The organism is Streptomyces phaeofaciens (genome assembly GCF_014648915.1).
Classification (GTDB): domain Bacteria; phylum Actinomycetota; class Actinomycetes; order Streptomycetales; family Streptomycetaceae; genus Streptomyces; species Streptomyces phaeofaciens.
The window spans coordinates 32709-56239 of record NZ_BMSA01000007.1; the positions used below are offsets into that span (position 1 = coordinate 32709).

At 73.8% G+C, this 23531-nt stretch carries 19 protein-coding genes and 1 pseudogene; 14 read left to right on the forward strand and 6 right to left on the reverse strand.

What is annotated here, in order from left to right:
• Nucleotides 1-13 precede the first annotated feature (13 nt).
• Entirely contained in the window at nt 14-886 is an 873-nt protein-coding gene (locus IE275_RS14565; protein ID WP_189711665.1) for a universal stress protein, read from the reverse strand.
• Between the two features lie 61 nt (nt 887-947).
• Here IE275_RS14565 and IE275_RS14570 point away from each other — a divergent pair, with 61 nt between their 5' ends.
• The 6 genes from IE275_RS14570 (at nt 948) to IE275_RS14595 (ending at nt 8758) form a co-directional block, all read left to right on the forward strand.
• Nucleotides 948-1304: a VOC family protein gene (locus tag IE275_RS14570; RefSeq protein ID WP_189711667.1), complete on the forward strand. Its 357-nt coding sequence runs from the start codon at nt 948-950 to the stop codon at nt 1302-1304.
• A gap of 192 nt (nt 1305-1496) precedes the next feature.
• The gene (locus tag IE275_RS14575; RefSeq protein WP_189711669.1) at nt 1497-3173 is read left to right on the forward strand and encodes an NAD(P)/FAD-dependent oxidoreductase; all 1677 of its coding nucleotides are present in this window, start codon (nt 1497-1499) and stop codon (nt 3171-3173) included.
• A gap of 11 nt (nt 3174-3184) precedes the next feature.
• On the forward strand, nt 3185-4651 hold the full coding sequence (locus IE275_RS14580; protein ID WP_373299230.1) for an ATP-binding protein: 1467 nt from the start codon (nt 3185-3187) through the stop codon (nt 4649-4651).
• Complete coding sequence (locus IE275_RS14585; protein ID WP_189711674.1) at nt 4648-5001, forward strand: UBP-type zinc finger domain-containing protein; 354 nt, start codon at nt 4648-4650, stop codon at nt 4999-5001. Before IE275_RS14580 ends, IE275_RS14585 begins: the two co-directional genes overlap by 4 nt.
• 67 nt (nt 5002-5068) lie before the next feature.
• Nucleotides 5069-8023 carry a helix-turn-helix transcriptional regulator gene (locus IE275_RS14590; RefSeq protein WP_189711676.1) on the forward strand — a complete coding sequence of 985 codons (2955 nt, stop codon included), beginning with the start codon at nt 5069-5071 and terminating at the stop codon, nt 8021-8023.
• Between the two features lie 150 nt (nt 8024-8173).
• On the forward strand, nt 8174-8758 hold the full coding sequence (locus IE275_RS14595; protein ID WP_189711678.1) for a hypothetical protein: 585 nt from the start codon (nt 8174-8176) through the stop codon (nt 8756-8758).
• 21 nt (nt 8759-8779) lie between these two features.
• On the opposite strand, the gene IE275_RS14600 is transcribed toward IE275_RS14595, so the two are convergent.
• Complete coding sequence (locus tag IE275_RS14600) at nt 8780-10567, reverse strand: M4 family metallopeptidase (RefSeq protein WP_189711680.1); 1788 nt, start codon at nt 10565-10567, stop codon at nt 8780-8782.
• Between the two features lie 339 nt (nt 10568-10906).
• Here IE275_RS14600 and IE275_RS14605 point away from each other — a divergent pair, with 339 nt between their 5' ends.
• The 8 genes and pseudogenes from IE275_RS14605 to IE275_RS14635 all read left to right on the forward strand — a co-directional run bounded on the left by IE275_RS14605 (nt 10907) and on the right by IE275_RS14635 (nt 19797).
• A complete protein-coding gene (locus tag IE275_RS14605; protein WP_189711882.1) occupies nt 10907-12073 on the forward strand; it encodes a serine hydrolase domain-containing protein in 1167 nt (388 codons plus the stop codon).
• Between the two features lie 109 nt (nt 12074-12182).
• Nucleotides 12183-13502 carry a CAP domain-containing protein gene (locus tag IE275_RS14610; protein ID WP_189711681.1) on the forward strand — a complete coding sequence of 440 codons (1320 nt, stop codon included), beginning with the start codon at nt 12183-12185 and terminating at the stop codon, nt 13500-13502.
• A gap of 176 nt (nt 13503-13678) precedes the next feature.
• A complete protein-coding gene (locus IE275_RS14615) occupies nt 13679-14731 on the forward strand; it encodes a tetratricopeptide repeat protein (RefSeq protein WP_189711683.1) in 1053 nt (350 codons plus the stop codon).
• Entirely contained in the window at nt 14728-15804 is a 1077-nt protein-coding gene (locus IE275_RS14620) for a polyprenyl synthetase family protein (RefSeq protein ID WP_373299224.1), read from the forward strand. The genes IE275_RS14615 and IE275_RS14620 overlap by 4 nt, the downstream gene beginning before the upstream one ends.
• 4 nt (nt 15805-15808) lie before the next feature.
• A pseudogene (locus IE275_RS45910) lies at nt 15809-15955 on the forward strand (threonine/serine dehydratase); the annotation flags it as partial.
• Nucleotides 15956-16228: 273 nt separating this feature from the next.
• Complete coding sequence (locus IE275_RS14625) at nt 16229-17860, forward strand: serine/threonine protein kinase (protein WP_189711685.1); 1632 nt, start codon at nt 16229-16231, stop codon at nt 17858-17860.
• 107 nt (nt 17861-17967) lie between these two features.
• Nucleotides 17968-19002, forward strand: coding sequence for a hypothetical protein (locus tag IE275_RS14630; protein ID WP_189711687.1), 1035 nt, complete (start codon nt 17968-17970; stop codon nt 19000-19002).
• A gap of 75 nt (nt 19003-19077) precedes the next feature.
• A complete protein-coding gene (locus tag IE275_RS14635) occupies nt 19078-19797 on the forward strand; it encodes a DUF2238 domain-containing protein (protein ID WP_189711689.1) in 720 nt (239 codons plus the stop codon).
• Here the strand turns inward: IE275_RS14635 and IE275_RS14640 are convergent.
• From IE275_RS14640 to IE275_RS14655, 4 genes are all read right to left on the reverse strand, one after another.
• Nucleotides 19718-20203 carry a DUF6328 family protein gene (locus tag IE275_RS14640; RefSeq protein WP_189711691.1) on the reverse strand — a complete coding sequence of 162 codons (486 nt, stop codon included), beginning with the start codon at nt 20201-20203 and terminating at the stop codon, nt 19718-19720. The genes IE275_RS14635 and IE275_RS14640 overlap by 80 nt on opposite strands.
• A gap of 65 nt (nt 20204-20268) precedes the next feature.
• Nucleotides 20269-21252, reverse strand: coding sequence for an aldo/keto reductase (locus tag IE275_RS14645; RefSeq protein WP_189711693.1), 984 nt, complete (start codon nt 21250-21252; stop codon nt 20269-20271).
• A gap of 74 nt (nt 21253-21326) precedes the next feature.
• A complete protein-coding gene (locus tag IE275_RS14650; RefSeq protein ID WP_189711695.1) occupies nt 21327-21944 on the reverse strand; it encodes a TetR/AcrR family transcriptional regulator in 618 nt (205 codons plus the stop codon).
• Nucleotides 21941-23425, reverse strand: a complete 1485-nt coding sequence (locus tag IE275_RS14655; RefSeq protein WP_189711696.1) for an MFS transporter — start codon at nt 23423-23425, stop codon at nt 21941-21943. The genes IE275_RS14650 and IE275_RS14655 overlap by 4 nt, the downstream gene beginning before the upstream one ends.
• Nucleotides 23426-23531: the final 106 nt, after the last annotated feature.

Consider the following 23531-nt stretch of genomic DNA (forward strand, 5'->3'; position numbering starts at 1 on the left):
GGCCGCGTGGGCGTCAGTCGTGCGGGACGACGGCGACCGGGCAGTCCGCGTGGTGCAGGACCCCGTGCGCCACGGAGCCGATCCGCGCGCCCACGGCCGTCCGGTGGGCGCGGCGGCCCACCACCATCAGCTGCGCCCGCCCGGCCACCGACAGCAGCACCTGTCCCGCGCTGCCCATCTCCACGTGCTCCACGACGTGCACCTGCGGGAACCGCTCCCGCCAGGGCCGCAGCGCGTCGGCGAGCGCCTTCTTCTCGTACGGTTCCAGGCCGCCGGCGTCGTCGAGGAGCTTGAGCGAGGCGGGGCTGTAGGCGAACACCGGCGGCAGCGTCCAGGCCCGTACCGCGCGCACGGTCGCGCCACGCGCGGCGGCCGTCTCGAAGGCGAACCGCAGCGCGGGGGCGCTGTCCTGCGGCTCGCCCTGCTGGCCGACGACTATCTCGTGCCCGGCGACCTCCGAGGACGCCTTGTCGCCCGCCCTGACCAGCACGACGGGGCGGGCCGTCTCGGCTATCACCTGCTGGCCGACGGAGCCCAGCAGGAACCCGACGACCGCCGCGTGGCCGCGCGAGCCGAGGACGAGCATCTCGGCGTCCGCCGCGGCCCCGGCCAGTGTCTCGGCGGGCCGGCCCTCCACGACGTCGGTGGTCACCGCGAGACCGGGGTGCCGCTCGGCGACGGTGGCCACGGCCCGCTCCACGGCGTCCCGCACCCACCCCTCCTGCGCCTGCCGGTCCGCGACGTCCGCCGCCGCGTCGGGCTGGAAGCGCCAGGCGTGCACCACCCGCAGCCCCAGGTCCCGCCGGACGGCCTCCCTGGCCGCCCAGGCGAGCGCGGCGAGGCTCTCGTCCGTCCCGTCGACCCCTGCCGTGATCGGGCCCGTCATCCCGCTGCCTCCTTGTTCGTGATCACTACGTTCCCGGCCAGTCTTCACTACGCTGACCGCCATGGCGTTGGAATGGGAACAGGTGGTCGTCGACGCGGCCGATCCGGTGGCGCTGGGACGCTGGTGGGCGGCGGCCCTCGGCTGGGTCGTGGTCGACGACGCACCCGAGGAGTACGAGATCCGGCCGTCCCGGGACCGCCTCCCCGGCCTGCTCTTCGTCCGGGTCCCGGAGGGCAAGCAGGTCAAGAACCGTCTCCACCTGGACTTCCGCCCGGAGGACCAGGCCGCCGAGGTGTCCCGGCTGCTGTCCCTGGGGGCCCGGCACGCGGACGTCGGCCAGGGCGAGCAGCCGTGGGTGACGCTGGCCGACCCGGAGGGCAACGAGTTCTGCGTGCTGGCCGCGCGACGGCCGTCCTGACCCCGCCCCGGCCGGCCCCGGCCGCTCCCGCGCCCCGCCTGACCGCCCGTGCCCCGTCCTGAACCGTCCGTGCACGGTCCGCCCCGTGGTCGCCCGCATCCCTGAGCGAACCGGGGCGATCGAACATACGATGGGCGGAGCCGGCGCCCGTTCGCCGGACGCGAGTCCTGACCGCTCTCGGGGTGGAGACGTATGGCACAGGCCGCCGATACAGCGCGGACCGTCATCCTGACCGTGGACGACGACCCGGGGGTCTCCCGTGCCGTCGCCCGTGACCTTCGGCGCCGCTACGGCGCTTCGTACCGGATCGTGCGCGCCGAGTCCGGCGAGTCGGCGCTGGACGCGCTGCGCGAGCTGAAGCTGCGCGGTGACCCGGTGGCCGTGATCCTGGCCGACTACCGGATGCCGCAGATGAACGGCATCGAGTTCCTGGAGCAGGCGCTGGACGTCTACCCGGGCGCCCGGCGCGTGCTGCTGACCGCGTACGCGGACACGAACGCGGCGATCGACGCGATCAACGTGGTCGACCTCGACCACTACCTGCTCAAGCCCTGGGACCCGCCGGAGGAGAAGCTCTACCCCGTCCTGGACGACCTGCTGGAGGCCTGGCGGTCCAGCGACCACCGTCCGGTGCCGGCCACGAAGGTGGTGGGGCACCGCTGGTCGGCGCGTTCCTCCGACGTGCGGGAGTTCCTGGCCCGCAACCAGGTGCCGTACCGCTGGTACTCGTCCGACGAACCCGAGGGGCAGCGGCTGCTCGCCGCGGCCGGCCACGAGGGGCAGCGGCTGCCTCTGGTGATCACCGCGGACGGCACCCCGCTGGTCGCGCCGGACGCGCCGGAGCTGGCCGCGAAGGTCGGACTGGCGACGACCCCGACGGCCGACTTCTACGACCTCGTCGTCATCGGCGGCGGCCCGGCGGGGCTCGGCGCCGCCGTGTACGGCGCCTCCGAGGGCCTGCGCACGGTGCTCGTGGAGCGCTCGGCGACCGGCGGGCAGGCCGGACAGAGCTCCCGGATCGAGAACTACCTCGGCTTCCCCGACGGGGTGTCCGGCGGGCAGCTCACCGAGCGGGCGCGGCGGCAGGCGGCGAAGTTCGGCGCCGAGATCCTCACCGCGCGCGAGGTGACGGCCCTGGAGGCCAACGGGGCCGCGCGGGTCGTCCGGTTCTCCGACGGCTCGGCGGTGGCCGCGCACAGCGTGATCCTCGCGACGGGCGTGTCCTACCGGCAGCTGACCGCGCCGGGCTGTGTCGACCTGACCGGCTGCGGGGTGTTCTACGGGTCCGCGCTCACCGAGGCGGCCTCCTGCCAGGGGCACGACGTGTACATCGTGGGCGGCGCCAACTCGGCCGGGCAGGCGGCGATGTACCTGGCGCGGGGCGCCAAGTCGGTGACGCTGCTGGTGCGCGGGGAGTCGCTGGCGGCGTCGATGTCGTACTACCTGATCCAGCAGATCGAGGAGTCGTCCAACATCTCGGTGCGGGCCAGCACGGTCGTCGAGGCGGCGCACGGGGTCGGGCACCTGGAGCAGCTGACGCTGCGGGACGTGACGACCGGGGAGACCGAACTCGTCGACGCGCAGTGGATGTTCGTGTTCATCGGCGCGGCCCCGCTGACCGACTGGCTGGACGGCACCGTGCTGCGCGACGAGCGCGGGTTCATCCTGGCCGGGCCCGACCTCACGCCCGACGGGCGGCCGCCGGGGGGCTGGGAGCTGGACCGGCCGCCGTACCACCTGGAGACCAGCATTCCCGGCGTGTTCGTGGCGGGCGACGCGCGCGCCGAGTCCGCGAAACGCGTCGCGTCCGCCGTAGGAGAGGGAGCCATGGCCGTGATGCTCGTCCACCGGTATCTGGAGCAGTCGTGAGCGGGCGGCTGATGCCGTGCAGCCCGGCCGAGATCAGCGCGCTGTTCCTGTTCGAGAAGCTCACCCCCGAGCAGCTGGGACGGCTGTGCAGCGAGGGGCGCGTGGAGCGGTTCGAGCCCGGGCCGGTGTACACCGAGGGTGATCCGGCCACCTGCTTCTACGTGATGATCGAGGGCACGGTCGTGCTGTACCGCCGGGTCGGCGGGGACGACGTGGAGGTCAGCCGGACCTCGCAGCGCGGCGTGTACGCGGGGGCCATGCAGGCGTATCTCGGCGACCGGGTGCCGCAGGTCTACAACAACTCGATGCGGGTCACGGAGCCGACGCGGTTCTTCGTGCTGCCCGCCGAGTCGTTCTCGGCCGTCATGCAGGAGTGGTTCCCGATGGCCGCGCACCTGCTGGAGGGGCTGTTCTTCGGCTCCAAGAACACCCAGCGGGCGATCGGACAGCGGGAACGGCTGCTCGCCCTGGGCTCGTTGTCGGCGGGGCTCACGCACGAGCTGAACAACCCCGCGGCCGCGGCCGTGCGGGCGACGGCCACGCTGCGCGAGCGGGTGGCGAAGATGCGGCACAAGCTCGGCCTGATCGCCGAAGCCCCCTTCTCCCCGGACTCGCTGGCGGGTCTCATCGAGGTCCAGGAGCGCACCGCCGAGCGGGTCGCCAAGGCACCGGCGCTCACTCCGCTGGAGGCCTCGGACCGGGAGGACGCCCTCACCGAGTGGCTCGAGGACCACGGCATGGACTGGGGCTGGCAGTACGCGCCCACCTTCGTGCAGGCCGGCCTCGACATCGACTGGCTGGAGCAGGTCGCGGCGGCGGTGGACGCGGAGATGCTGCCCAACGCGGTGGGCTGGCTCAACTACACCGTCGAGACCGAGCTGTTGATGTTCGAGATCGAGGACTCCACCACCCGTATCTCGCACCTCGTCGACGCCGCCAAGCAGTACTCGCAGCTCGACCGTGCCCCCTACCGGGTCGTCGACGTCCACGAACTCCTCGACAGCACCCTGCTGATGCTCTCCGGGAAGATCGGGCAGCGCATCGAGGTCGTGAAGAGTTACGACCGGACGCTCCCGGCGGTGCCGGCGTATCCGGCGGAGCTGAACCAGGTGTGGACGAACCTCGTCGACAACGCGGTCTTCGCCGTCAACAGCGCCGGCGGGGAGGGCACGCTGACCGTGCGGACGGCGCGCGAGGGCGACCGGCTGCTGGTGGAGTTCCGCGACACCGGCCCCGGTGTCCCGGCGGACATCCGCGGCCGCATCTTCGATCCCTTCTTCACCACCAAGCCGGTGGGCGAGGGCACCGGGCTCGGTCTGGACATCTCCTGGCGGATCATCGTCAACAAGCACCACGGCAGCCTGCACGTCGAGTCGGTGCCGGGCGACACCCGTTTCCAGGTGCTGCTGCCGCTGACCGCGCCCGAACCCGAGACCGACCAGGACCCCATGTCAGAGCCCGCGGAGGAACCCGTATGACCGACAGCGACGCCATCGACCCGAGCGTCCCGCCCAGCGGCACCGGTTGCGTGGAGTGCGACACGGTCGGGGGCTGGTGGTTCCATCTGCGGCGCTGTACGGCCTGCGGTCACATCGGATGCTGCGACTCCTCACCCGCGCAGCACGCCTCCGCGCACTACAAGGCGACGGGGCACCCGGTCATGCGGAGCTTCGAGCCGGGTGAGGAGTGGTTCTGGGACTTCTCGACAGGCGAACTGTACGAGTCGGGACCGGACTTGGCGCCGCCGGTCGCCCACCCCGAGGACCAGCCCGCACCGGGGCCGAAGGGGCGGGTGCCGCAGGACTGGACGCGGTCGCTGCACCGCTGAGGCCCCGAGGTCCGGCCCCGGTGCCCGCCGGGGCCGGGGTGTCAGTGGCACGTGACAGGATGGAAGCGTGTCACAGACCGTGTTCGCCAGTCCGTTCGTCGGCCGCGACGAGGAACTCGCCCGCCTCTCCGGTGTGCTGGAGCGCGCCCGGGAGGGAGAAGCGCGGGCCGTCCTGGTCGCCGGGGACGCGGGCGTGGGCAAGACACGCGTGCTGGACGAGGCCGCCGCACGGGCCGCGCGGGCCGGGACCACCGTGCTCACCGGGCACTGCGTGGACCTCGGTGACATCGGGCTGCCGTACCTGCCGTTCACGGAGATCCTCGGGGTGCTCGCCGCCGACGAGCGGTTCGCCCCCGTCCTGGCCGCGCATCCGGTGGTCGACCGGCTGCTGGGCGCCGGCCCGGACGCCGAGCGGGACGCGGGAGGGCGGCTGCCGCTGTTCGAGGGGATGGCGGGACTGCTGGCCGACCTGTCACGGGCCACGCCGCTGCTCCTCGTCCTGGAGGATCTGCACTGGGCCGACCAGTCCTCCCGGGACCTGCTGCGGTTCCTGCTCAGCCGGGGCCTGCTGCAACGGCCCGCGGGCGGCGCTCCCGCGCACCGGCTGGCGATCCTGGCCTCCTACCGCGCGGACGACCTGCACCGCCGTCATCCGCTGCGGCCGCTCCTCGCCGAGCTGGTGCGGCTGCCGGCCGTGGACCGACTGGACCTGCGGCCCCTGGAGGACGCCGAGGTGACCCGCCTGGTGCGTTCCCTGGAGGCCCGGCCGCTGCCGGAGACCACCGTGCGCCGCATCGTGGAACGCGCCGAGGGCAACGCCTTCTACGCGCAGGAGCTGCTCGCGGCGACGGACACGGAGGCCGGCGGGGTGCCGAGCGGGCTGGCCGACGTCCTCCTGATCCGGGTCGAGCAGCTCTCCGAGACCGCCCAGCAGGTGCTGCGCACGGCCGCGGTCGCCGGGCGGCGCGTGGAGCACGACCTGCTGCGGGACGCGATGGGCCTGGCCGAGGAGGAGCTGGAGTCGGCGCTGCGCGAGGCGGTCGGCCGGCAGCTGCTCGTCCCGGGCGCCGGGGACACCTACGCGTTCCGGCACGCCCTCGCCCGCGAGGCGGTGTACGCGGATCTCCTCCCGGGTGAACGGTCGCGGCTGCACGGCACGTTCGCGCGGCTCCTCGCCGGCCGGGGCCGGCGCGCGGAGACCGCCGCGGAGCGCGCCCACCACTACCGCGAGAGCCATGACACGGCGGAGGCGCTGGCCGCCTCGCTGGAGGCCGCCGACCACGCGCAGCGCGTCGGGGCGCCGGCCGAGGAGCTGCACCATCTGGAGGTGGCCCTGGACCTGTGGGCGGCGGTCGACGCGGCGGCCCGCCCGTCGGGCGAGGGCAGCGACCGGGTCACGCTGATGCTGAGGGCCTCGGCGGCGGCCGCGCACGCCGGTGAGTCGCACCGCGCGGTCTCGCTGACCCGGGCGGCGCTGGCCGGCATCGGCCAGGACGCCGACGACGAACTCGGCGCCCGGGTGCGCTACACCCTCGCCGGCACCCTCCTCTACGTCGACAGCCTCGCGGCCGCCTTCTCCTACAGCAGCGAGGCGCTGGCGATGATCCCCGCCGATCCGCCCTCCCCGACCTGGGTGTGGGCGGCGGCCACCCATGTCCTGGCGGCTCGTCAGGTCGGCGAGAACGCGACCGCCCTGAGCGTCGCCCGCCGGGCCCTGAGCATGGCCGAGCGGCTCGACCTGGCGGACGCGCGCGCCGATCTGCTGATCTCGCTGGCCAACATGGAAGGGGGTGGCCGCCGCTCGCCGGAGGCCCGCGCGCTGCTGGAGGAGGCCCATGAGCTCGCCCGGCGCGCGGGCAACGCCCCGGTGGAGATGCGGGCCCTGTTCTCGCTGGCGATCGGCTGCTACGAGGCCGGGGATCTGGAGGAGTGCCTGCCCTGGCTGACCGAGGGCCTGGACCGCGCCCGCCGCGCGGGGCTGCTCTCCTCGCCGTACCCGCTGGAGATGCGCTACCTGCACCTGCTGGTGCTCTGCACGCTGGGCCGCTGGGACGAGTGCGCGCGGACGGCCGCCGGCGATCTCGCCGTCCTGCCCGCGGCGGGCGGGTTCGTGGTGGGCCCCGCACTGTACGTCGCCTTGGCGCGCGGTGAGGCGGAGGAGGCCGTCGGCCGGGCCCGCGCGCTCGCGGAGGGCCGGTTCGACTGGATGGCGACGATGGTCGCCTCCGTCGTCCTGACCGACGCGGCGGCCCAGCGCGGTGACGCCGAGGAAGCCGTGGCCCGGGTGCGTTCCGCGGTCGAGGCCCTCACGGACGAGGCGGGCAGGGCTCCGGACGTCACGGTCCGGCTCGTCGCGCTGGCGCTGGCGGCGGTCGCCGACGCGGCGGCCACGGCCCGGACCGGCGGCGACGAGCCGGCCGTACGCCGCTGGTCGGACGTGGCGGGCGAACTGCTGGAGTCCGCGCGGACGGTGGCCGTGCACGGCAGGACGGGCGGGCCGCAGGGCCCGGAGGGGCGGGCCTGGCTGGCACGGGCCGAGGCGGAGGTGGCGCGGGCCACCCGCGGTCCGGACGCGCAGGCCTGGGAGAAGGCGGTGGCCGCATTCGGCTACGGCGAGGTGTACGAGCTGGCGCGCTGCCGGCTGCGGTACGCGGAGGCCCTGCTGGCGGAGGGGCGCCGCGAGGAGGCGGCGGGCGAGGCGCGCGCCGCCCGCGAGACGGCCGTACGGCTGGGAGCCGTACCCCTGCGGGAGCGGCTGGACGCGCTGATCCGGCGGGGCCGGTTCGCGGACGGGCCGGCGGGGCCCCGGGACCTGTCGTTCGCGCTCACCGCCCGGGAGCAGGACGTACTGCGGCTGCTCGGGCTCGGGCGCAGCAACCGTCAGATCGGTGAGGAGCTGTTCATCAGCGGGAAGACGGCGAGCGTCCATGTCTCCAACATCCTCGCCAAGCTGAGCGCGGCGAGCCGGACGGAGGCGGTGGCGATCGCGTATCGGGAGGGGCTGCTGGTCAGGGAGGGGTGAGAGTGCCGCCCGGCGCGCCGGGTCTGCCGTGCGCCCCCTGACGCCTCCTCACACCCCTGGCAGGCGCGGCGAACCACCGTCGCGGGTATACAAACAGCCCATACGCTCACGGACCTCAGCTGTCGTACCGCCGCAGGCTTCAGGAGACCCGTGAACCACCGCACGACCGCAGCCGCCCTGGCGTCCTGCGCCCTGGCCGTCGCCGCCCTCACCGCCTGTGGCTCGGGAGAGCCGGCCGCGAGCCGGAAGGAACCCGGTACGACGGGGAAGGCCGCGGCCGCGACGACCCCGAGTCCCGGAACCGGCGCCACGCCCTCGGCGGCGGCCGGCGAGCCGGGCGCCGCCACGACGGCCCCCTCGGCGCCCCGGTCGTCGTCCCCCGGGTCCGGGACGGACCAGGGACAGGACCGGGACGCGAGCCACGGATCGAACGCGAGCCAAGGGTCGAAGGAGGAGGCCGCCCTCCCGCCGCGGCCGGACCGCGACGGCGAGGCCGCCTACGTCCGGGCGCTGACCGCGATCGACCCGGACATCGTCCACGACAAGGAGGACACCGCCGTCGAGCGCGGCCGCGCCCAGTGCGCCACGATCCACGACTTCCCCGGTGACCGGGAGAAGCAGATCGGCACCGCCCTGCGGCGCTTCACCTCTCCCGGTCACCCCGAGGGCTTCGGCCGGGTCAAGACCACCCGGATCGTGGACGCCGTGCACACCAACCTCTGCCCCGGCTACTGACCGGGGCGGGCCGGCGGGCCGTCAGCGCGTGGCGGGCGGCACGTTCGCGGAGGTGACGTTGACGCCGGCCCAGGCCTTGTTCACCGTCTTGAACTCCGTGCTGTCCTGGCCGTACAGGTCCCGGGCGGCCTTCAGCGTCGCGACGCGCGCGTCGTGGAAGTCGGTCGAGGAGACCATGTAGCGGGTCAGGGCGCGGTAGAAGATCGCGGTGGCCTTGGCGCGGCCGATGCCCTTCACCGCCGCCCCGGTGTAGGTCGGCGAGTCGTAGGTGACACTGCCGATCTTCTTGCGGCCGCTGCCCTCGGCGAGCAGGTAGTACGCGTGCGAGGAGACGCCGGAGCCGGCGTGGACCTCGGCGTTGTACACCTGCGGCGACCAGTAGTCGATGGCCTCTTCGAGGACGTCCAGGGACGGCTTGTCGAGGCGGCGCAGGAACTTCTGGTCCAGGCCCAGCTTCTCGCCGATCAGGTAGTTCGGCGGGTTCTTGGGGTTGTTGGTGCTGAACTCGACCGCGGAGGCGAAGATGTCGGCGAGGGACTCGTTCAGCGAGCCGGGCTCACCGTACTGGTTGCCCTCTTCGTCGACGTAGGTCGGCTCCAGACGGGCGGTGGCGTCGACGACGCCGTGGGTCAGCTCGTGGCCGGTGACGTCCAGGACGACCAGCGGCTTCTTGATCTCCCGGCCGTCGCCGTCGCCGTAGAGCATGCAGCCGCAGTCCGGGTACCAGAACGCGTTGCCCACCTTCTTGCCGAAGTGGACCATGGCGCGGGCGCCCTTGCCGTTGTTCGCGATGCCCTTGCGCCCGAAGGTCTTCTTGTAGAAGTCGAGCGTCTTGGTGATGCCGTACTGGGCGTCGACCGCGGCGCTGACGCGGCTGGAGACGGCGCCGTTGCCCCACTTGTTGTCGGTGTCGGTGAACTTCTTGCCCTGGGCGAAGTTCCCCAGCTCCAGGTTCTTCGCGTCGCGCGTCTCGGTGCCCCAGCGGGTGGGGTCCTTCAGCAGGTAGCTGGTGCGCGCGGTACGGGTCGTGGTCAGCGGGACCTTGCCCACGAAGAGGGAGCTGCCGGTGCCGGTGGCCGTCGCCGGGTAGCGGGCGGCGGCCGCGGACGAGGACGACGCGGTGAGGCCGGCGGGGAGCGGGGCGGTGCCGGTGGCCGGGTCGAGGGTCTCGCCGCGCTCGCGCAGCGTCTCGACGAGGGTGGGCGAGAGGAACTCGTCGCTGTCGGGCGTGTTGCTGCGCACCTTGCCGGTGACGGCGTCCACGACGACCGTGCGGGACCCGCCGGCCTCGGCGGTGGCGCTGTCGGTGACCTGGACCCGGTAGGCGAGGGCCGAGGCGCCGCTGCGGGCGTCGACCACGAGCTCGGCGCTCTGCGCGTCGCCCTCGGCCACGGCGGCGGCCTTCGCCTCGGCCTGCCCGGCCGTCAGCTCGGCCTCGACGGTGGCGGGGTCGACGGTGTGGTCGGCGGCGCGGGTGACGCCCGCGTAGGCGAGCTTGCTGGTGAGGTGGACGACGAGGTCGCCGCCGAGGACCGGCATGCCCTGGTGGGTCCGGACGAACCGGACGTGCCGTGCGCCCTCGGGGTCGATCATGACCTCCTGCGCCTGGAGTCCGTCGTCCTCGCCGACGCCGGTCGCCGCCGCGTGGGCGAGCGCGGCGGCGCGGGCGGCCCGCACCAGGTCGGCGGTCTGCGCACCGGCCGCGGCGGTGGCCCGGTTCTCCGCCGCGAGGGCCGTGCCGGTCAGGCCCGTGGCGGCCGTGGTCACGGCGACGGCGACCGCCAGGGTGCGTATGTGTCCTCTGCGCACTGGTGAGGGTTCCTTCGTTCGGACGGCAGGGGTCCCCAACCGCCGCGGTGCATGGCGCCGTTGACGCCACGGGGGCTGGTCGGGCCCCGCAGGGCCACCCTTACGGATGAGTCATGTCCATGTAAAGCCGAAATCACCGTCTTGTGCGGCTTTGTCGTCATACTGGGCACGTCCTCGACGCACGGTGGCCGCAGGGCGACCAACTGTGCGTCGTCAGTGGAGATGTGACGTGACGGAAGTAGGTTGCCTCGGGTGAATGTGACCGATCTCGCATCGACGACGGCCCGGCGAAGACGACGGAGAAGGGCCGCGACGGCCCTGTTCGCGGGGGCGGCGCTGATGTCGCTGCTGCCGCTGCCGGCCCATGCCGCCCCGCACCCCGCGGCCCCCGCCGCCGCGCCGCCGAAGCCCGACCCCACCGGGCTGAAGGGCGTCCTGCGCGCGGCGGTGAGCCAGGGCGCGCCCGGCGCGATGGCGCGCCTCGACGACCACGGCACCCTGTACCACCTCACCGTGGGGACCTCCGACCGGCGGACCAAGAAGGCGATCAGCAACGCCGACCGGTTCCGTATCGGCAGTGTCACCAAGACGTTCTCCGCCGTCGTGCTGCTCCAGCTCGTCGACGAGGGCAGGCTCGCCCTAGACGCGCCGGTCAACCGCTATCTGCCGGGCCTGCTTCCCGACAGCCGGATCACCGTCCGGCACGTGCTGAGCCACCGCAGCGGGCTGTACGACTACAGCAACGAGATGTTCGCCCGGTCCGTGTCCGGCTTCGAGGCCGTCCGCACCAAGGTCTTCACCTACCGCCAGCTGGTGGCCCGTTCGCTGAGCCGTCCGCGCACGACCGCGCCCGGCGGCGCCTACTCCTACTCCAACACCAACTTCGTCGTCGCGGGGCTGCTCATCGAGAAGCTGACCGGGCACTCCGTGGGCACGGAGTACCGGCGCCGCATCATCGACCCGCTGAAGCTCCGGGACACCTTCTACGTCCACCCCGACACGGCGATCCCCGGCCGCCACACGCGCGGCTATCTCACGCCCGGCACACCGGGCGCGGCCCTCGTCGACGCGACGAAGCAGACCACGTCCTGGGCCCAGAGCGCCGGCGCCCTCATCTCCAGCACCAAGGACCTCGACGTGTTCCTCTCGGCGCTGCTGCGGGGCAGGCTCACCTCCGCCGACGCGCTCGCGCAGATGACACGGTGGGTCCCGGCGGGCGGCACCCAGTCGTACGGCCTGGGGCTGCGGCGCCGCGACCTGTCCTGCGGGGTGTCGGTGTACGGCCATACGGGCGCCGTCCAGGGCTACTACACCTACGCGTTCACCTCGAAGGACGGCAAGCGCAGCCTGGCGGCGCTCGCCAACGCCTCCAACAGCACCACCGTGCACAACACGATGCTGCGCACCCTGGAGTCGGCGTTCTGCGGGAAGAGCACGAGCACCCGTGAGCTGAAGACGCCCTACGAGCGCTCCGAGGACGTCGCCCCGGGAGTGGTCCGGGACTGACCTCCCCCGAATCGGCCCCGGCCGGCCGGACCGGGAACCCCTCCGCCCCGGTGTCCGTTGTCCGGACGACACCCCACGGGGGTGCGTACGACGAACACCGGGCGGCGGGATGAGCGAGTTGGTCTCGGGGGGCAATGTGCCCCTGCCGGGCGGCGCGCTGACCCTCCGGGTCCCCGGCCCCTTCGACGTGTGCGCGCTCGTCACCGACGACAGCGGCACGGTGCGCGGCGACGCCGACTTCGTGTTCTACAACCAGCCGACGGCACCCGGCGCCCGCCTCCACGGAGACACGCTCACCCTGGACCCGAACGGACTGCGGGCCGGCGCCACGCGCGTCACGGTGGTCGTGAGCGCCACCGAGCCGGGCACCCCCCTGGGCCGCCTGCCCGCGCCCGCCCTCCATGTCGCCGACGCGCTCGGCCGCCCCCTCGCCCGGTTCGCGCCACCGCGCCCGAGCCAGGAGACGGTCCTGCTGCTCGCGGAGGTCTACCGGCGCGGCGGGGTGTGGAAGCTGCGGGCACTCGGCCAGGGATACGCGGACGGGCTGGCGGGCCTGGCCCGGGACTTCGGAGTGGACGTGCTGGACGACACCGCTCCCCCGCCCTCCTCCGCCCCGTCCGCCCCGTCCGCCCCGTCTAACCACCCCGCCCCCGACACCGACGGCTTCCTCGCCCTCGCCAACGCGGCCCGCGCCTCGGCCGGCTCCCCGCCCGTCGCGCTCGACGCCCGGCTGGCCTCGGCGGCCCGGGCGCACGCCGCCGAGATGGCCGCCGCCGGGCGGCTCGGCGCAGAGGGCCGGGACGGAGTGTCGCTGCACCAGCGCGTCACGGCCGCCGGATACGCCTATCTGGCCGTGGGCGAGCACCTCGTCTCGGGGCCGCGCACACCTGCCGAGTTCGTCGCCTACTGCCTGCGCTCGGACCGGACGGGCCGCACGCTGCGCGACCCGGCGTTCGCGCACGCCGCTCTGGCGCAGGTCACGGACCCCCGCGGCGGCGACACCTACTGGACCGCCCTGTGGGCGAGCCCGCTCACGGCGGACGGGCTCGCCCGCACGGCCGCCGAGGTGGTCGCGCTCACCGACCGCGAGCGGGCTAGGGCCGGACTGCCTCCCCTCGCCGTCGACCCGCGTCTCACCGTCGCGGCCCAGGCGCACTGCGCGGACATGGTGGCGCGCGGCTTCTACTCCCACACCTCACCCGAGGGCCGAGAACCTTGGGACCGGGCGGCCGCCGCGGGATCGTCCCGGCGGACCATCGGGGAGAACATCGCCTGCGGCCAGCGCTCCCCCGCCGAGGTGGTCGAGGGCTGGATGAACAGTCCCGGGCACCGGGCCAACATCCTCAAGCCCGCCTTCACCCACATCGGTGTCGGCTTCGCGGGCGGCGGCCCGGCGGGCACGTACTGGACCCAGCTCTTCGGCGCCTGACGCCCCGCCGGTCCCGTCCGGGACGCCTCGGCAGGCCCTCCTGACGTCCCGTCCGCCGCCGAGGTGATCTGCGCCTCACAGGCAACCCCGCCCCCCGTCCCCACGTCTTGATCGGCAGCAGGCGCTATAAACGTCATGTATACACAGAGTGTATACATGGAAACCGAAAGGAATCCATGTACGGCAAGGCATTCGCTCCGGAGTACCAGGGCGCGCTCACCACCCTCTCCGTGAACTCCTCCCTCACCGACGTCCTGGCCGCGGGCGCCGAACAGCTGAAGGCCGCCGAACAGGCCGGGGAGCACGGCGAGGCGGCCCGCTCCGGACTCGCGGTCGCCGAGGCGCACCGGCGGCTCGGTCAGGTGCGGGAGGCGGAGGACGCCTGGAAGGCGAGCTACCGGGCGGCACGGGACGCCGACGACGTCGCGGCGATGGCGTGGGCGCTGTGGAGCGGCGGCACCCTGGCCCGGCAGCGGGGCGCCTTCCCCCTGGCCCGGCGCCTGCTGGGCCTCGCGGCCGACCTCGGCGAGCACGGCGGCGACATCGTCGTACGGGGCTACTCGCTGGCCGGGCTCGCGGAGACCGGGCGGATCCAGGGTGACTACGAGGCCGTCGGACGGCTGCACGAGCAGTTGCTGGCCGAGGCGCGACGGCGCGGTGAGGCACGGCACACGGTGTGGGCGCTGGAGGGCATCGCGCAGATGCACCGCAACTCCGGTGCCTACGACACCGCGTTCGCCCTGTTCGAGGAGGCGGCCGAGATCGCCGCGGGCGCCGACGACCGGCGCGGTCACGCGTGGGCGCTGCGCGGACTGGCGGACATCGTCTCCGTGCGCGACGGGGACACCGGGCGGGCCCTCGCCCTGCTGTCCGAGGCCGAGGAGGGCTGCCGCGCGATGAAACTGTCGGGCGCGCTGGCCTACAACCACAAGATGCGCGGCAACGTCCTCTACCGCGCGGGGCGTTACGCCGAGGCGCAGGGCCTGTACGAGCTGGCGCTCGGCGAGTTCCGGGCGATGAAGGAGCCGCGCGGCGAGGCGCTCTCCCGGCTCGGCCTGGCCAAGTCCCGCGCCCGGCAGGGCCAGGACCGCGCCGAGACGGCGGCCGAACTCGCCGATCTGGCCGGGGTGCTGGAGCGGATCGGGCTGCGGCACGCCCGGGAGATGGTGGCCAGGGCCCAGGCCGAACTGGGTCTCGAGAACGCCGGGACCGTCGAGGCCGCCCGGTGACCGCGCTCGGCACACCGGTGCGCCGGCCCGCTCCCGCCGGCCCCTCGGCGGCCGGACCCCTTGCGGCCGCGCCCCCGCTCCTCACCCGCTGCCGCGCCCTGGTGCGTCCCGCGCTGGCGGAGGCCGTCGGGCGGCTGCACCCCTGGGTGGCGGAGATGGCCGCGTACTCCTTCGGCTGGTGCGAGACGGGCGGGGCGCCCGGCGCGGGTTCCGGCGGCAAGGGGCTGCGGCAGGCGCTGGCGGTGATCGGCGCCGAGGCGGCCGGCGCGCCCGCGCGGGCGGGGGTGCCGGCGGCGGTCGCGGTGGAGCTGGTGCACGCCTTCTCGCTGCTCCACGACGACGTCATGGACGGCGACCAGACCCGGCGCGGCCGCCCCACGGTGTGGAAGGCGTACGGCACGGGACCGGCGGTCCTCGCGGGTGACGCACTGTTCGCGCTGGCGGTCGAGACCCTCGCCGTCCAGCCTCCCCCGTCGGGCCCGGCCGCCGTGCGGCTGCTGTCCGGGGCGCTCGGGGATCTGGTCCGCGGACAGGCCGACGACCTGCTGTTCGCCGCCCGGCCCTGGTCGGGTCCACAGCGGGTGACGCCGGAGGCCTACCGGGTGATGGCGGAGGGCAAGACCGGTGCACTGCTGGGCTGTTCGGCCGCGCTGGGCGCCCTGCTGGGCGGCGCGCCGCCGGCCACGGTGACCGCGCTGGACAGGGCGGGACGGCGCCTCGGGGTCGCCTTCCAGGTGGTCGACGACGTCCTGGGCGTCTGGGGCGACCCGTCGGTCACCGGCAAGCCCGTGCACGCCGATCTGCGCGAGCGGAAGAAGACCTTCCCGGTGCTGGCCGCGCTCGCCTCGCCGGGCCCGGCGGCCCGCCGGCTGGCCGGGCTGCTCGACCGGGACGGGGATCCGGCCGAGGCGGCCGCGCTGGTCGAGGAGGCCGGGGGACGCGCGGCGGCGCTCGCCGAGGCGGACCGGCTGGTCGCCGCCGCCGAGGAGGCGCTGACCGAGGCGGACCTGACCGCCGGTGCCGTCCGCGATCTGCGGTCCCTGGTCGGGTTCGCGGTACGCCGGGACGCCTGAGCGGTGGACCGAACCGGCCGCCGGATGTCTCCTTCCGGCGGCCCGGCGGGTTCGGGAACGGGTGGGCGGCGGCAGCCGGCCGGGGCCGGTGGTCCGCGGGGACAACGCGACGACGCGGGACATGATGACGTGGGCGGAACGTTTCGGCCTGCACGGAAAAGCGAAAATTCCCCGACGCGCCCTCCCGGCCGAAATGCCCGGCACGCCTCCGAAAGCGTTTTCAGGTGCCCTCAGCACGTGTTTACCGCTGGTTACACCGCTGGACGACCCCCGGTAATTTCCTTTCTCGTCCATCCGCTCGGTCTTGCCCGGCGCATTTTGAATGAAAGACAGGAATCGCACCGGACCGGTGGTCCAATTGAACGGACCCCCACGCGCCCGCCGTACTTCCGGGAAAGGGAGAACTCCGGGGGTTCAGCGAGGGATGACCATGGTCAAGGCGCACGTCTCCACGCACGACTCGGTGGCCGGTAGGTACCGGATCCTCGACGTGGTCCACCGCGAGACGAATCGCGTCAGCTGGTACGGGGAGGACCTCCAGGCGGCGCGCCCGTGTCTGGTCACCCGGATCGGGCTGCCCCCCGATCTCGGCGAGGACGAGGCGTACGGCGTCGCCGACCGGGTGCTGCGCATGTCGGAGACGATGGCCCGGCTCTGCCCCGGCCGGATCGCCGCGGTCGTCGACGCCGTGATCGAGGCGGGGTGCCTGTGGACCGTCACCGAGTGGATCGACGGGCCGCCCCTGGGGCTTCTGGTCGAACAGCAGGGCTCGTTCGGCGCCGTCCGGACGGCCACCGTGGGGCTCCAGCTGCTCGACGTCCTGGAGGCCGCGCACGGCGAGGGCATCACCCACGGCGAACTCAGCCCCGGCCAGGTGTTCGTACGGGACAGGGGTCCGGTGGTCGTCACCGGGTTCGGGCTGGCGGGGGCCACGCTCGTCCCGCGGCTGGCGGCACCGGCGTACGCCTCGCCCGAACAGGCCCGGGACGACCGGATCGGTCCGGCGGCGGATCTGTGGGCACTGGGCGCGATCCTCTACACGATGGCCGAGGGGCGGCCGCCGTACCGGGACCGGGACCGGCCCGAGGCCACGCTCAAGGGCGTGGACCGGCTCCCGCTGCGCACCCCGCTGCGGACCGGCCCGCTCACCCCGGCCGTCCAGGGGCTGCTGCGCAAGGACTCCCGGGAGCGGCTGAACCGCCTCGTCGTACGCCAGACCCTGACCCGTGTGCTGGACGAGGATCCGCTCCCGAGCGTGCCCCCGCCCCGGCTGCGGCGCGCCTACACCGCGGCCCGGAACGCGGGTCCGCAGTGGAGCGGGCGGGCCATGGCGGCCGGGACGGCGCTGGCGGTCGCCACGGTGGCGGTCGCCGCCCTGGCCGTGACCCACCAGTTGCCGGGCACCGAGGAGACATCGGCGGGCGCCGGCGCCCCGACCGTGCCGTCCGCCGTCCCGACGCCGTCCGCCGAGGAGGGCACCGACGCCGGCGACAGAGCCACCCCGACCCCCGGCACCCCGCCTTCCAGCTCCGCACCGGCCACCCCGTCCGCGCCGCCGTCGTCGCCCTCGGCCTCCACCGACGCCCTCCCGGCCGGCTACCGCGTCTATCGCGCGCCCGAGGGCTTCTCCGTCGCCCTGCCCGCCGGCTGGAAGCGGCTGGACACCACGAAGGGCACCGGCAACGCGTACCGCGTCACCTTCGGCGCGGCCGACGATCCGCGCACCCTCGCGGTGACCTACAGCGAGCAGGCGGGCCCGGATCCGGTGGCCGTGTGGCGCGACGACGTCGAGCCGGGGCTGCGGCAGGACGAGGGGTACCGGCGGATCGGCGCGATCGAGGCGACGACGTACCAGGGATACAAGGCGGCCGACATGCAGTGGGTCGCCGACGTCGACGGCACCCGGGTGCGCACCTTCGGCCGGGGCCTCCTGCTCGGCGGCGACCGCAGCTTCTCGCTGCGCTGGGCGACGCCGTCCGCCGACTGGGAGCGCAGCGCCAATCGCCAGGCCCTGGACGCGTTCCTGCGGAGTTTCCGCCCCGGCTCGGCGGCCTGACGCCCGCCGTCACCCGCTCACCGGTCCGGCAAAGCGTCGCCAATGGCGCATATAGGCTGCCGGTCTGCACCTTCGCGTTCCCCGCAGCCTTCAGAGGAGAGTCATCCGTGACCCTGGCGATCGACCGGCCCGAGACGTCCCCCGCGCCCCTGTCCGACCTCGTGGCGCGGGACGCGCGGGAGTTCGGGGTCTACGCGCGCACCGGCGGATGGGCCTTCGGGCTGATGGTGGCGCGCAGTGTCCGGCCGGGCGGGCAGGGCGCGGACGAGACGCCGAAGGTGTCGGCGAAGGAGTTCGCCGAGCTGGCCGGCTGCTCCCCCGAGCGGGTGATGCGCTACTACAAGGCCTGGGACCGGGCCGCCGACGACGGCCTCGTCCCCCACTTCGAGGAGCTGGCGCCGGGGCAGGAGCTCGAGCTGCCGGACGCCGACGTGTGGCTGACGTACTACGTCTCGCGGTCCGGCGCCACGTCCGAGCGCGGTACGGCGATCGCCGAGGCCGCCGCGGCGGAGGGCATCCGGCCGACCAAGGCGCTGGAGGTGGCGGAGAACCCGACGGCCCTGCGCGCCGCGATCCTCGCCGACCCGTCCACCGCCCGCGCGGCCCGCGCCGCCCTGCTGGACCGGGTCAGGGAGGACCCTGAGCTCCAGACCGAGCTGGCCCGGGACGTCGTGCGCACCGACGACCTGAAGAAGGCCGTGGCCACCGAGAGCCGCTCGGCCGACCGCATCGGGTACGTCCGTCAGATCGCGGAGTCCGGGCAGGTCAGGACGCCCGCGGGCCAGACCATCGACGCACCCGCCGAACTGCGCCAGGAGGCCGAGCGGCACCTGTCGCTGATCGACGAGCTCAACGAGGGCGAGGACGCCGGCGAGTGGGCGGCCGAGGCCTACGACACCATGAAGAACCTGGTCGTGGAAACCGTGGAGGCCGACCCCGAACTCCGTGTCCAGGAGCGCCGCACGAAGTTCTACAGCAGCCTCCAGAAGGCGACGAGGGTCTTCGAGGAGCTGACCTTCGACGACGCCCAGGACTTCTACGAGGACGACATGGTCCAGCGGCTGGAGGACCTCCAGCAGGCCATCGGCAGCTGCATCACGGCGCTGCGCGGTGCGCGCGGAAACGCAGGGGGAGCTGAGTAGCCGTACTCATGCCGCGGTCCGGCGGGCGGCCGACGATGGTGCTCCCCAGTCGTTCTTCCTTCAAGGAGCGCCCCGATGTCCGCTGCCGGCCTGTCCGCCGTCCCGCCCGCGTCACGCCGGACCCTGCCCGCCCTGTGTGCCGGTCTGGTGGTCGCGGGCCTCGCCGTGTCGGGCTGGCGCCCGTACGACCCCACTACCTGGCTCCTGGAGACGGTGTGGGTGCTCGTGGGGCTGCCGGTGATCGTCCTGGCCTGGCGGCGGTTCCCGCTCACCGGCCTGCTGTGCGCGCTGCTCGCGGTGCACGCGCTGGTACTGGCGCTGGGCGGCCACTACACCTACGCACGGGTGCCGCTCGGCGAGTGGGCGCGGGACGCCTTCGGCCTCGACCGCAATCCGTACGACCGCTTCGGCCACCTCATGCAGGGGTTCGTGCCGGCGATCCTGGTGCGGGAGCTGCTCAGCCGGACGTCCCCGCTGCGCGGCAGCCGCTGGCTGGCGCCGCTGACGGTGTGCGCGTGTCTGGCGTTCAGCGCGGTGTTCGAGATGTTCGAGTGGGCGGCGGCCGTGATCGGCGGTCAGGCGGCGGACGCCTTCCTCGCCACCCAGGGCGATGTCTGGGACACCCAGTGGGACATGTTCTGCGCGCTGATCGGGGCCACCGTGTCCGTGCTGCTGCTGGGGCGGGCGCACGACCGGCAGCTGGCCGCCCTGTCGGTCACCGCGTCGTGTGGTGGTGGAGCGTCCACAGCGGCAGCACGAACCAGCACAGCAGGTACCACGCGACGACACCGGTGACCAGCCAGGGCACGTACGCGTCGTCGGTCGCGACGCGCAGGACCAGCAGCAGAGCGCCCGTCATCGTGGCGAGGAGCAGCAGCAGGCCGGCGAAGGTCAGCCGGGAGGCCCACACCACCGCCTGGGCCTTCATCCGCCGCCCGGACACCATGCGGTGCAGCGCCACCGGCCCGATCAGCGCGCCGGCGGCGGCGGCCGCCAGGACGACCGTGACGACGTAGATCGCCTGGTTCGTGTCGCTCAGGGTGATGTACCGCGTCGTGAACACGACGGTGAGCAGGAAGGCGAAGAGGATCTGGACGCCCGTCTGGGCGACCCGGACCTCCTGGATGAGGTCGCCCCACATGCGGTCGGCCCGCTCGTCCTCGGTCTCGTCCCGTCCGCTTCTTCGGTCTTCCTGGTCCATACGGCCCGGGTAACCGGGCCGTGGATCATCCAAACGGACAGGCCGGTCGGTTCGCCCGGACAGGTCTACCAGCGGCCCTCGACCTGCTCCTTGATCCGCCGGTCGTAGAGGTCGCGGACGGCCGCGAGGGTCTCCCCGGACAGCTCAGGCAGCTTGCCGGCGGCCGCGTTGGCGCGGGCCTGCTCGGGCGAGCGGGCGCCCGGGATCACCGTGGTCACACCGGGCTGCTGGATGATCCAGCGCAGGGCGAGCTGGGCCGGGGTCCAGCCCTCGGGGGCGAGCGCGGCGAACTCGACGGCGGCCTCGACGCCGGTGACGTAGTCCACGCCGGAGAAGGTCTCGCCCTGGTCGAAGGACTCGCCGTGCCGGTTGTAGGTGCGGTGGTCGTTCTCGGGGAAGACCGTGTCCTTGGTGTACTTGCCCGACAGCAGGCCGGAGGCGAGCGGGACGCGGGCGATGATGCCGACGCCGGCCTCGCGGGCCGCCGGGAGCACCTCGTCCAGGGGCTTCAGACGGAACGGGTTCAGGATGATCTGCACGCTGGCGACACCCGGCCGGGCGATCGCGGTGAGGGCCTCGGCGCAGGTCTCGACGCTGACGCCGTACTGGGCGATGCGCTGCTCCTCGACGAGCGTGTCGAGGGCGTCGAAGACCTCGTCACGGGAGTACACGGGCGTGGGCGGGCAGTGCAGCTGCACCAGGTCGACGCGGTCGACGCCCAGGTTGCGGCGGGAGCGGTCGTTCCAGGCGCGGAAGTTGTCCAGGACGTAGTTCTCGGGGATCTGGTCGACGCGGCGGCCCATCTTGGTGGCGACCAGCACGTGCAGGTCGGGGCGGCCGCTCAGGAAGGCGGCGATGGTCTGCTCGCTGCGGCCGTCGCCGTAGACGTCGGCGGTGTCGAAGAAGGTCACTCCCGACTCGGCCGCCGCCTCCAGAACCGTCAGCGCCTCCTTGTCGTCGACGTCTCCCCAGTCGGCGCCCAGTTGCCAGGTGCCGAGACCGACGACGGATGCGTGCTGACCAGACCTACCGAATTCGCGCTCGTCCATGGCGTCAGTCTGTCATCAGCCGACGGCCGGTGCGGAATCGGCGGGTCCGGCCTGCCACCTGGGCGCCTTCGCCCTCAACGGGCGGTGGGCCGGGCCTGCGGCGCCGGGCCCGTCAGGTGGGCCTGGACCGTCGGGCCGTAGCGGTCGACGACGTCCTCGACCGGCATGGACCGCAGTTCAGGACCCCGGGCGATGCCCAGCATCATGCCGAGCCCGAGGGCGGTGGCCAGGGCCAGTTCGGCGCGGACGGCCGCGTCGGGACCCGGGAGGCGGGCGGCGAGGCGTTCGACGACCTGGGCGCGGAAGTTGGCGCGCAGGACGTCGCCGTGGTCGCCGTGCAGGGGTGCGAAGGCGATCCGCAGCACGGGGTCCGCGCCGCGCTCGCGCTGGCCGACCAGGATCTGGCGGACCATGTGGCGGCCCAGCTCCTCGAGCGGGGCGTCGAGGAACGTCTGCGCGTCCTCCTCGAAGGACATCACCCGGGCGAACAGCGCGTCCTTGTTGCCGAAGTACTTCAGGACCAGCGGCGCGCTCACCCCGGCGCGCTCCGCCACCGCCTTGAGGGTGATGTCGGCGTGGGCGTGGCGGGCGAGGAGATGGCGGGCGGCGCGCAGGATGGCGGCCTTGGTGGCCTCGGCGTCGCGACGGGCGGGTGCCGGGGAGGTGCCGGGTGGAGTGCTCACGGCGCTCATGCTCCCTCCATCGCCTCGTCGTTGACGGACCGGGTGCCGCCTTCGGCGCGGCGGGGGCGTGCGGGCCGCGGATCGCCGGGAATGGTCAGCGCCACCGCGCAGGCGGCCAGGGCGACGGCGCCCGCGACGGCGAAGGCCAGCAGATAGCCGTGCAGGGTCGGCACCGGGGCGCCGCCGACCAGGCTGGTGTGGTGCACGAGGACCGCGGCGACGGCGGCGCTGGAGACGGCCTGTCCGACGGTGCGCATCAGGACGTTGACGCCGTTCGCGGAGGCGGTCTGGCCGGCCGGCACGGCGCGCAGGATCAGCGCGGGCAGCGCCGAGTAGGCGAGGGTGGTGCCGGTGGCCACGACCGCGGCCCCCACCATGATCATCCACAGTGCGTGGCTGTCGGCGATGCGCACGGCGTAGCCGACGGCGATGACGGCGGCGCCGAGGGCGAGGGTGACCCGTGGGCCCCGGGCCTCCGAGATCCGGGCGGAGAGCGGGGAGAACAGCAGCATGGTGATGCCGCCGGGCAGCAGACACAGTCCCGTCTCCACGATGGACAGCCCGAGCCCGTACCCGCTGGCCTCGGGTGCCTGGACGAGCTGGGCGGTGACCAGCGAGTTGGCGTAGAAGGCGAAGCCGGTCAGCAGCGCGGCCACGTGGGAGAGGCCGACGCGCGGCCGGGACACCAGCCGCAGGTCCACCAGGGGCCGCTCGGTGCGCAGTTGCTGCCACCACCACAGGCCGAGGACGAGGACGGCGGCGAGGAACAGGCCGACGATCCGGGTGCTGCCCCAGCCCCACTGGCCGCCCTGGGACACGGCGAGCAGGAGGCAGATCAGTCCGGCGGCCAGCCCCAGCGCGCCCGTCACGTCGAACCGCCCGCGCTCGCGCACGGGCGACTCCGGCACCGCCCACCGGATCAGCGCGACGCCGCTCACGCCGAGGACCGCGGTGACCCAGAACATCGTGTGCCAGTTCGCGTACTGGACGACCACGGCCGCGGCCGGCAGTCCCAGCGCGGCGCCGATGCCGACGGTGGAGCTCATCAGCGCGACCGCCGATCCCCGGCGTTCCGGGGGCAGTTCGTCGCGCAGGATGCTGATGGAGAGCGGGACCACGCAGGAGGCGGCGCCCTGGAGGGCGCGGGCCGCGATCAGCACGCCGATCTCGGAGGTGAGGGCGCAGATCACCGAGCCGGCGGCCATCAGAGCGAAGGAGAGCAGCAGGACCCGCCGCTTGCCGTACATGTCGCCGGCGCGCCCGAGGACCGGGGTGAGGACGGCGCCGGAGAGCAGTGCCGCGGTGACCATCCAGGAGACCGCGGCCGGGGAGGCTCCGGTCAGCCGGGGCAGATCGGGGAGCAGCGGGACGACGACGGTCTGCATGACCGCCATGAGGATGCCGCAGTAGGCCAGGACCGGGATGGCGAGCCGGGCCCTCAGGCCGGTGTCGTCCCTGGTCGGGGCGGGTATCGGAGCGGGCGACGCCATGGGCACTCCTGCGGCCTGCGCGAAAGGAAAAATGGGTGAATGGCAATTCACCGTAACAGTGAATTGCCATTCACCCAAGCGGGGGAGGGCTCCGACAGCGGCCGAC

Coding starts and splice junctions, on each gene's coding strand:
- IE275_RS14640 (WP_189711691.1), bottom strand. CDS start 20,203: ATGGACCAGGAAGACCGAAGAAGCGGACGGGACGAGACCGAGGACGAG.
- IE275_RS14570 (WP_189711667.1), top strand. CDS start 948: ATGGCGTTGGAATGGGAACAGGTGGTCGTCGACGCGGCCGATCCGGTG.
- IE275_RS14650 (WP_189711695.1), bottom strand. CDS start 21,944: ATGAGCGCCGTGAGCACTCCACCCGGCACCTCCCCGGCACCCGCCCGT.
- IE275_RS14575 (WP_189711669.1), top strand. CDS start 1,497: ATGGCACAGGCCGCCGATACAGCGCGGACCGTCATCCTGACCGTGGAC.
- IE275_RS14585 (WP_189711674.1), top strand. CDS start 4,648: ATGACCGACAGCGACGCCATCGACCCGAGCGTCCCGCCCAGCGGCACC.
- IE275_RS14645 (WP_189711693.1), bottom strand. CDS start 21,252: ATGGACGAGCGCGAATTCGGTAGGTCTGGTCAGCACGCATCCGTCGTC.
- IE275_RS14655 (WP_189711696.1), bottom strand. CDS start 23,425: ATGGCGTCGCCCGCTCCGATACCCGCCCCGACCAGGGACGACACCGGC.
- IE275_RS14610 (WP_189711681.1), top strand. CDS start 12,183: ATGAGCGAGTTGGTCTCGGGGGGCAATGTGCCCCTGCCGGGCGGCGCG.
- IE275_RS14565 (WP_189711665.1), bottom strand. CDS start 886: ATGACGGGCCCGATCACGGCAGGGGTCGACGGGACGGACGAGAGCCTC.
- IE275_RS14635 (WP_189711689.1), top strand. CDS start 19,078: ATGTCCGCTGCCGGCCTGTCCGCCGTCCCGCCCGCGTCACGCCGGACC.
- IE275_RS14605 (WP_189711882.1), top strand. CDS start 10,907: ATGTCGCTGCTGCCGCTGCCGGCCCATGCCGCCCCGCACCCCGCGGCC.
- IE275_RS14625 (WP_189711685.1), top strand. CDS start 16,229: ATGACCATGGTCAAGGCGCACGTCTCCACGCACGACTCGGTGGCCGGT.
- IE275_RS14615 (WP_189711683.1), top strand. CDS start 13,679: ATGTACGGCAAGGCATTCGCTCCGGAGTACCAGGGCGCGCTCACCACC.
- IE275_RS14580 (WP_373299230.1), top strand. CDS start 3,185: ATGCCGTGCAGCCCGGCCGAGATCAGCGCGCTGTTCCTGTTCGAGAAG.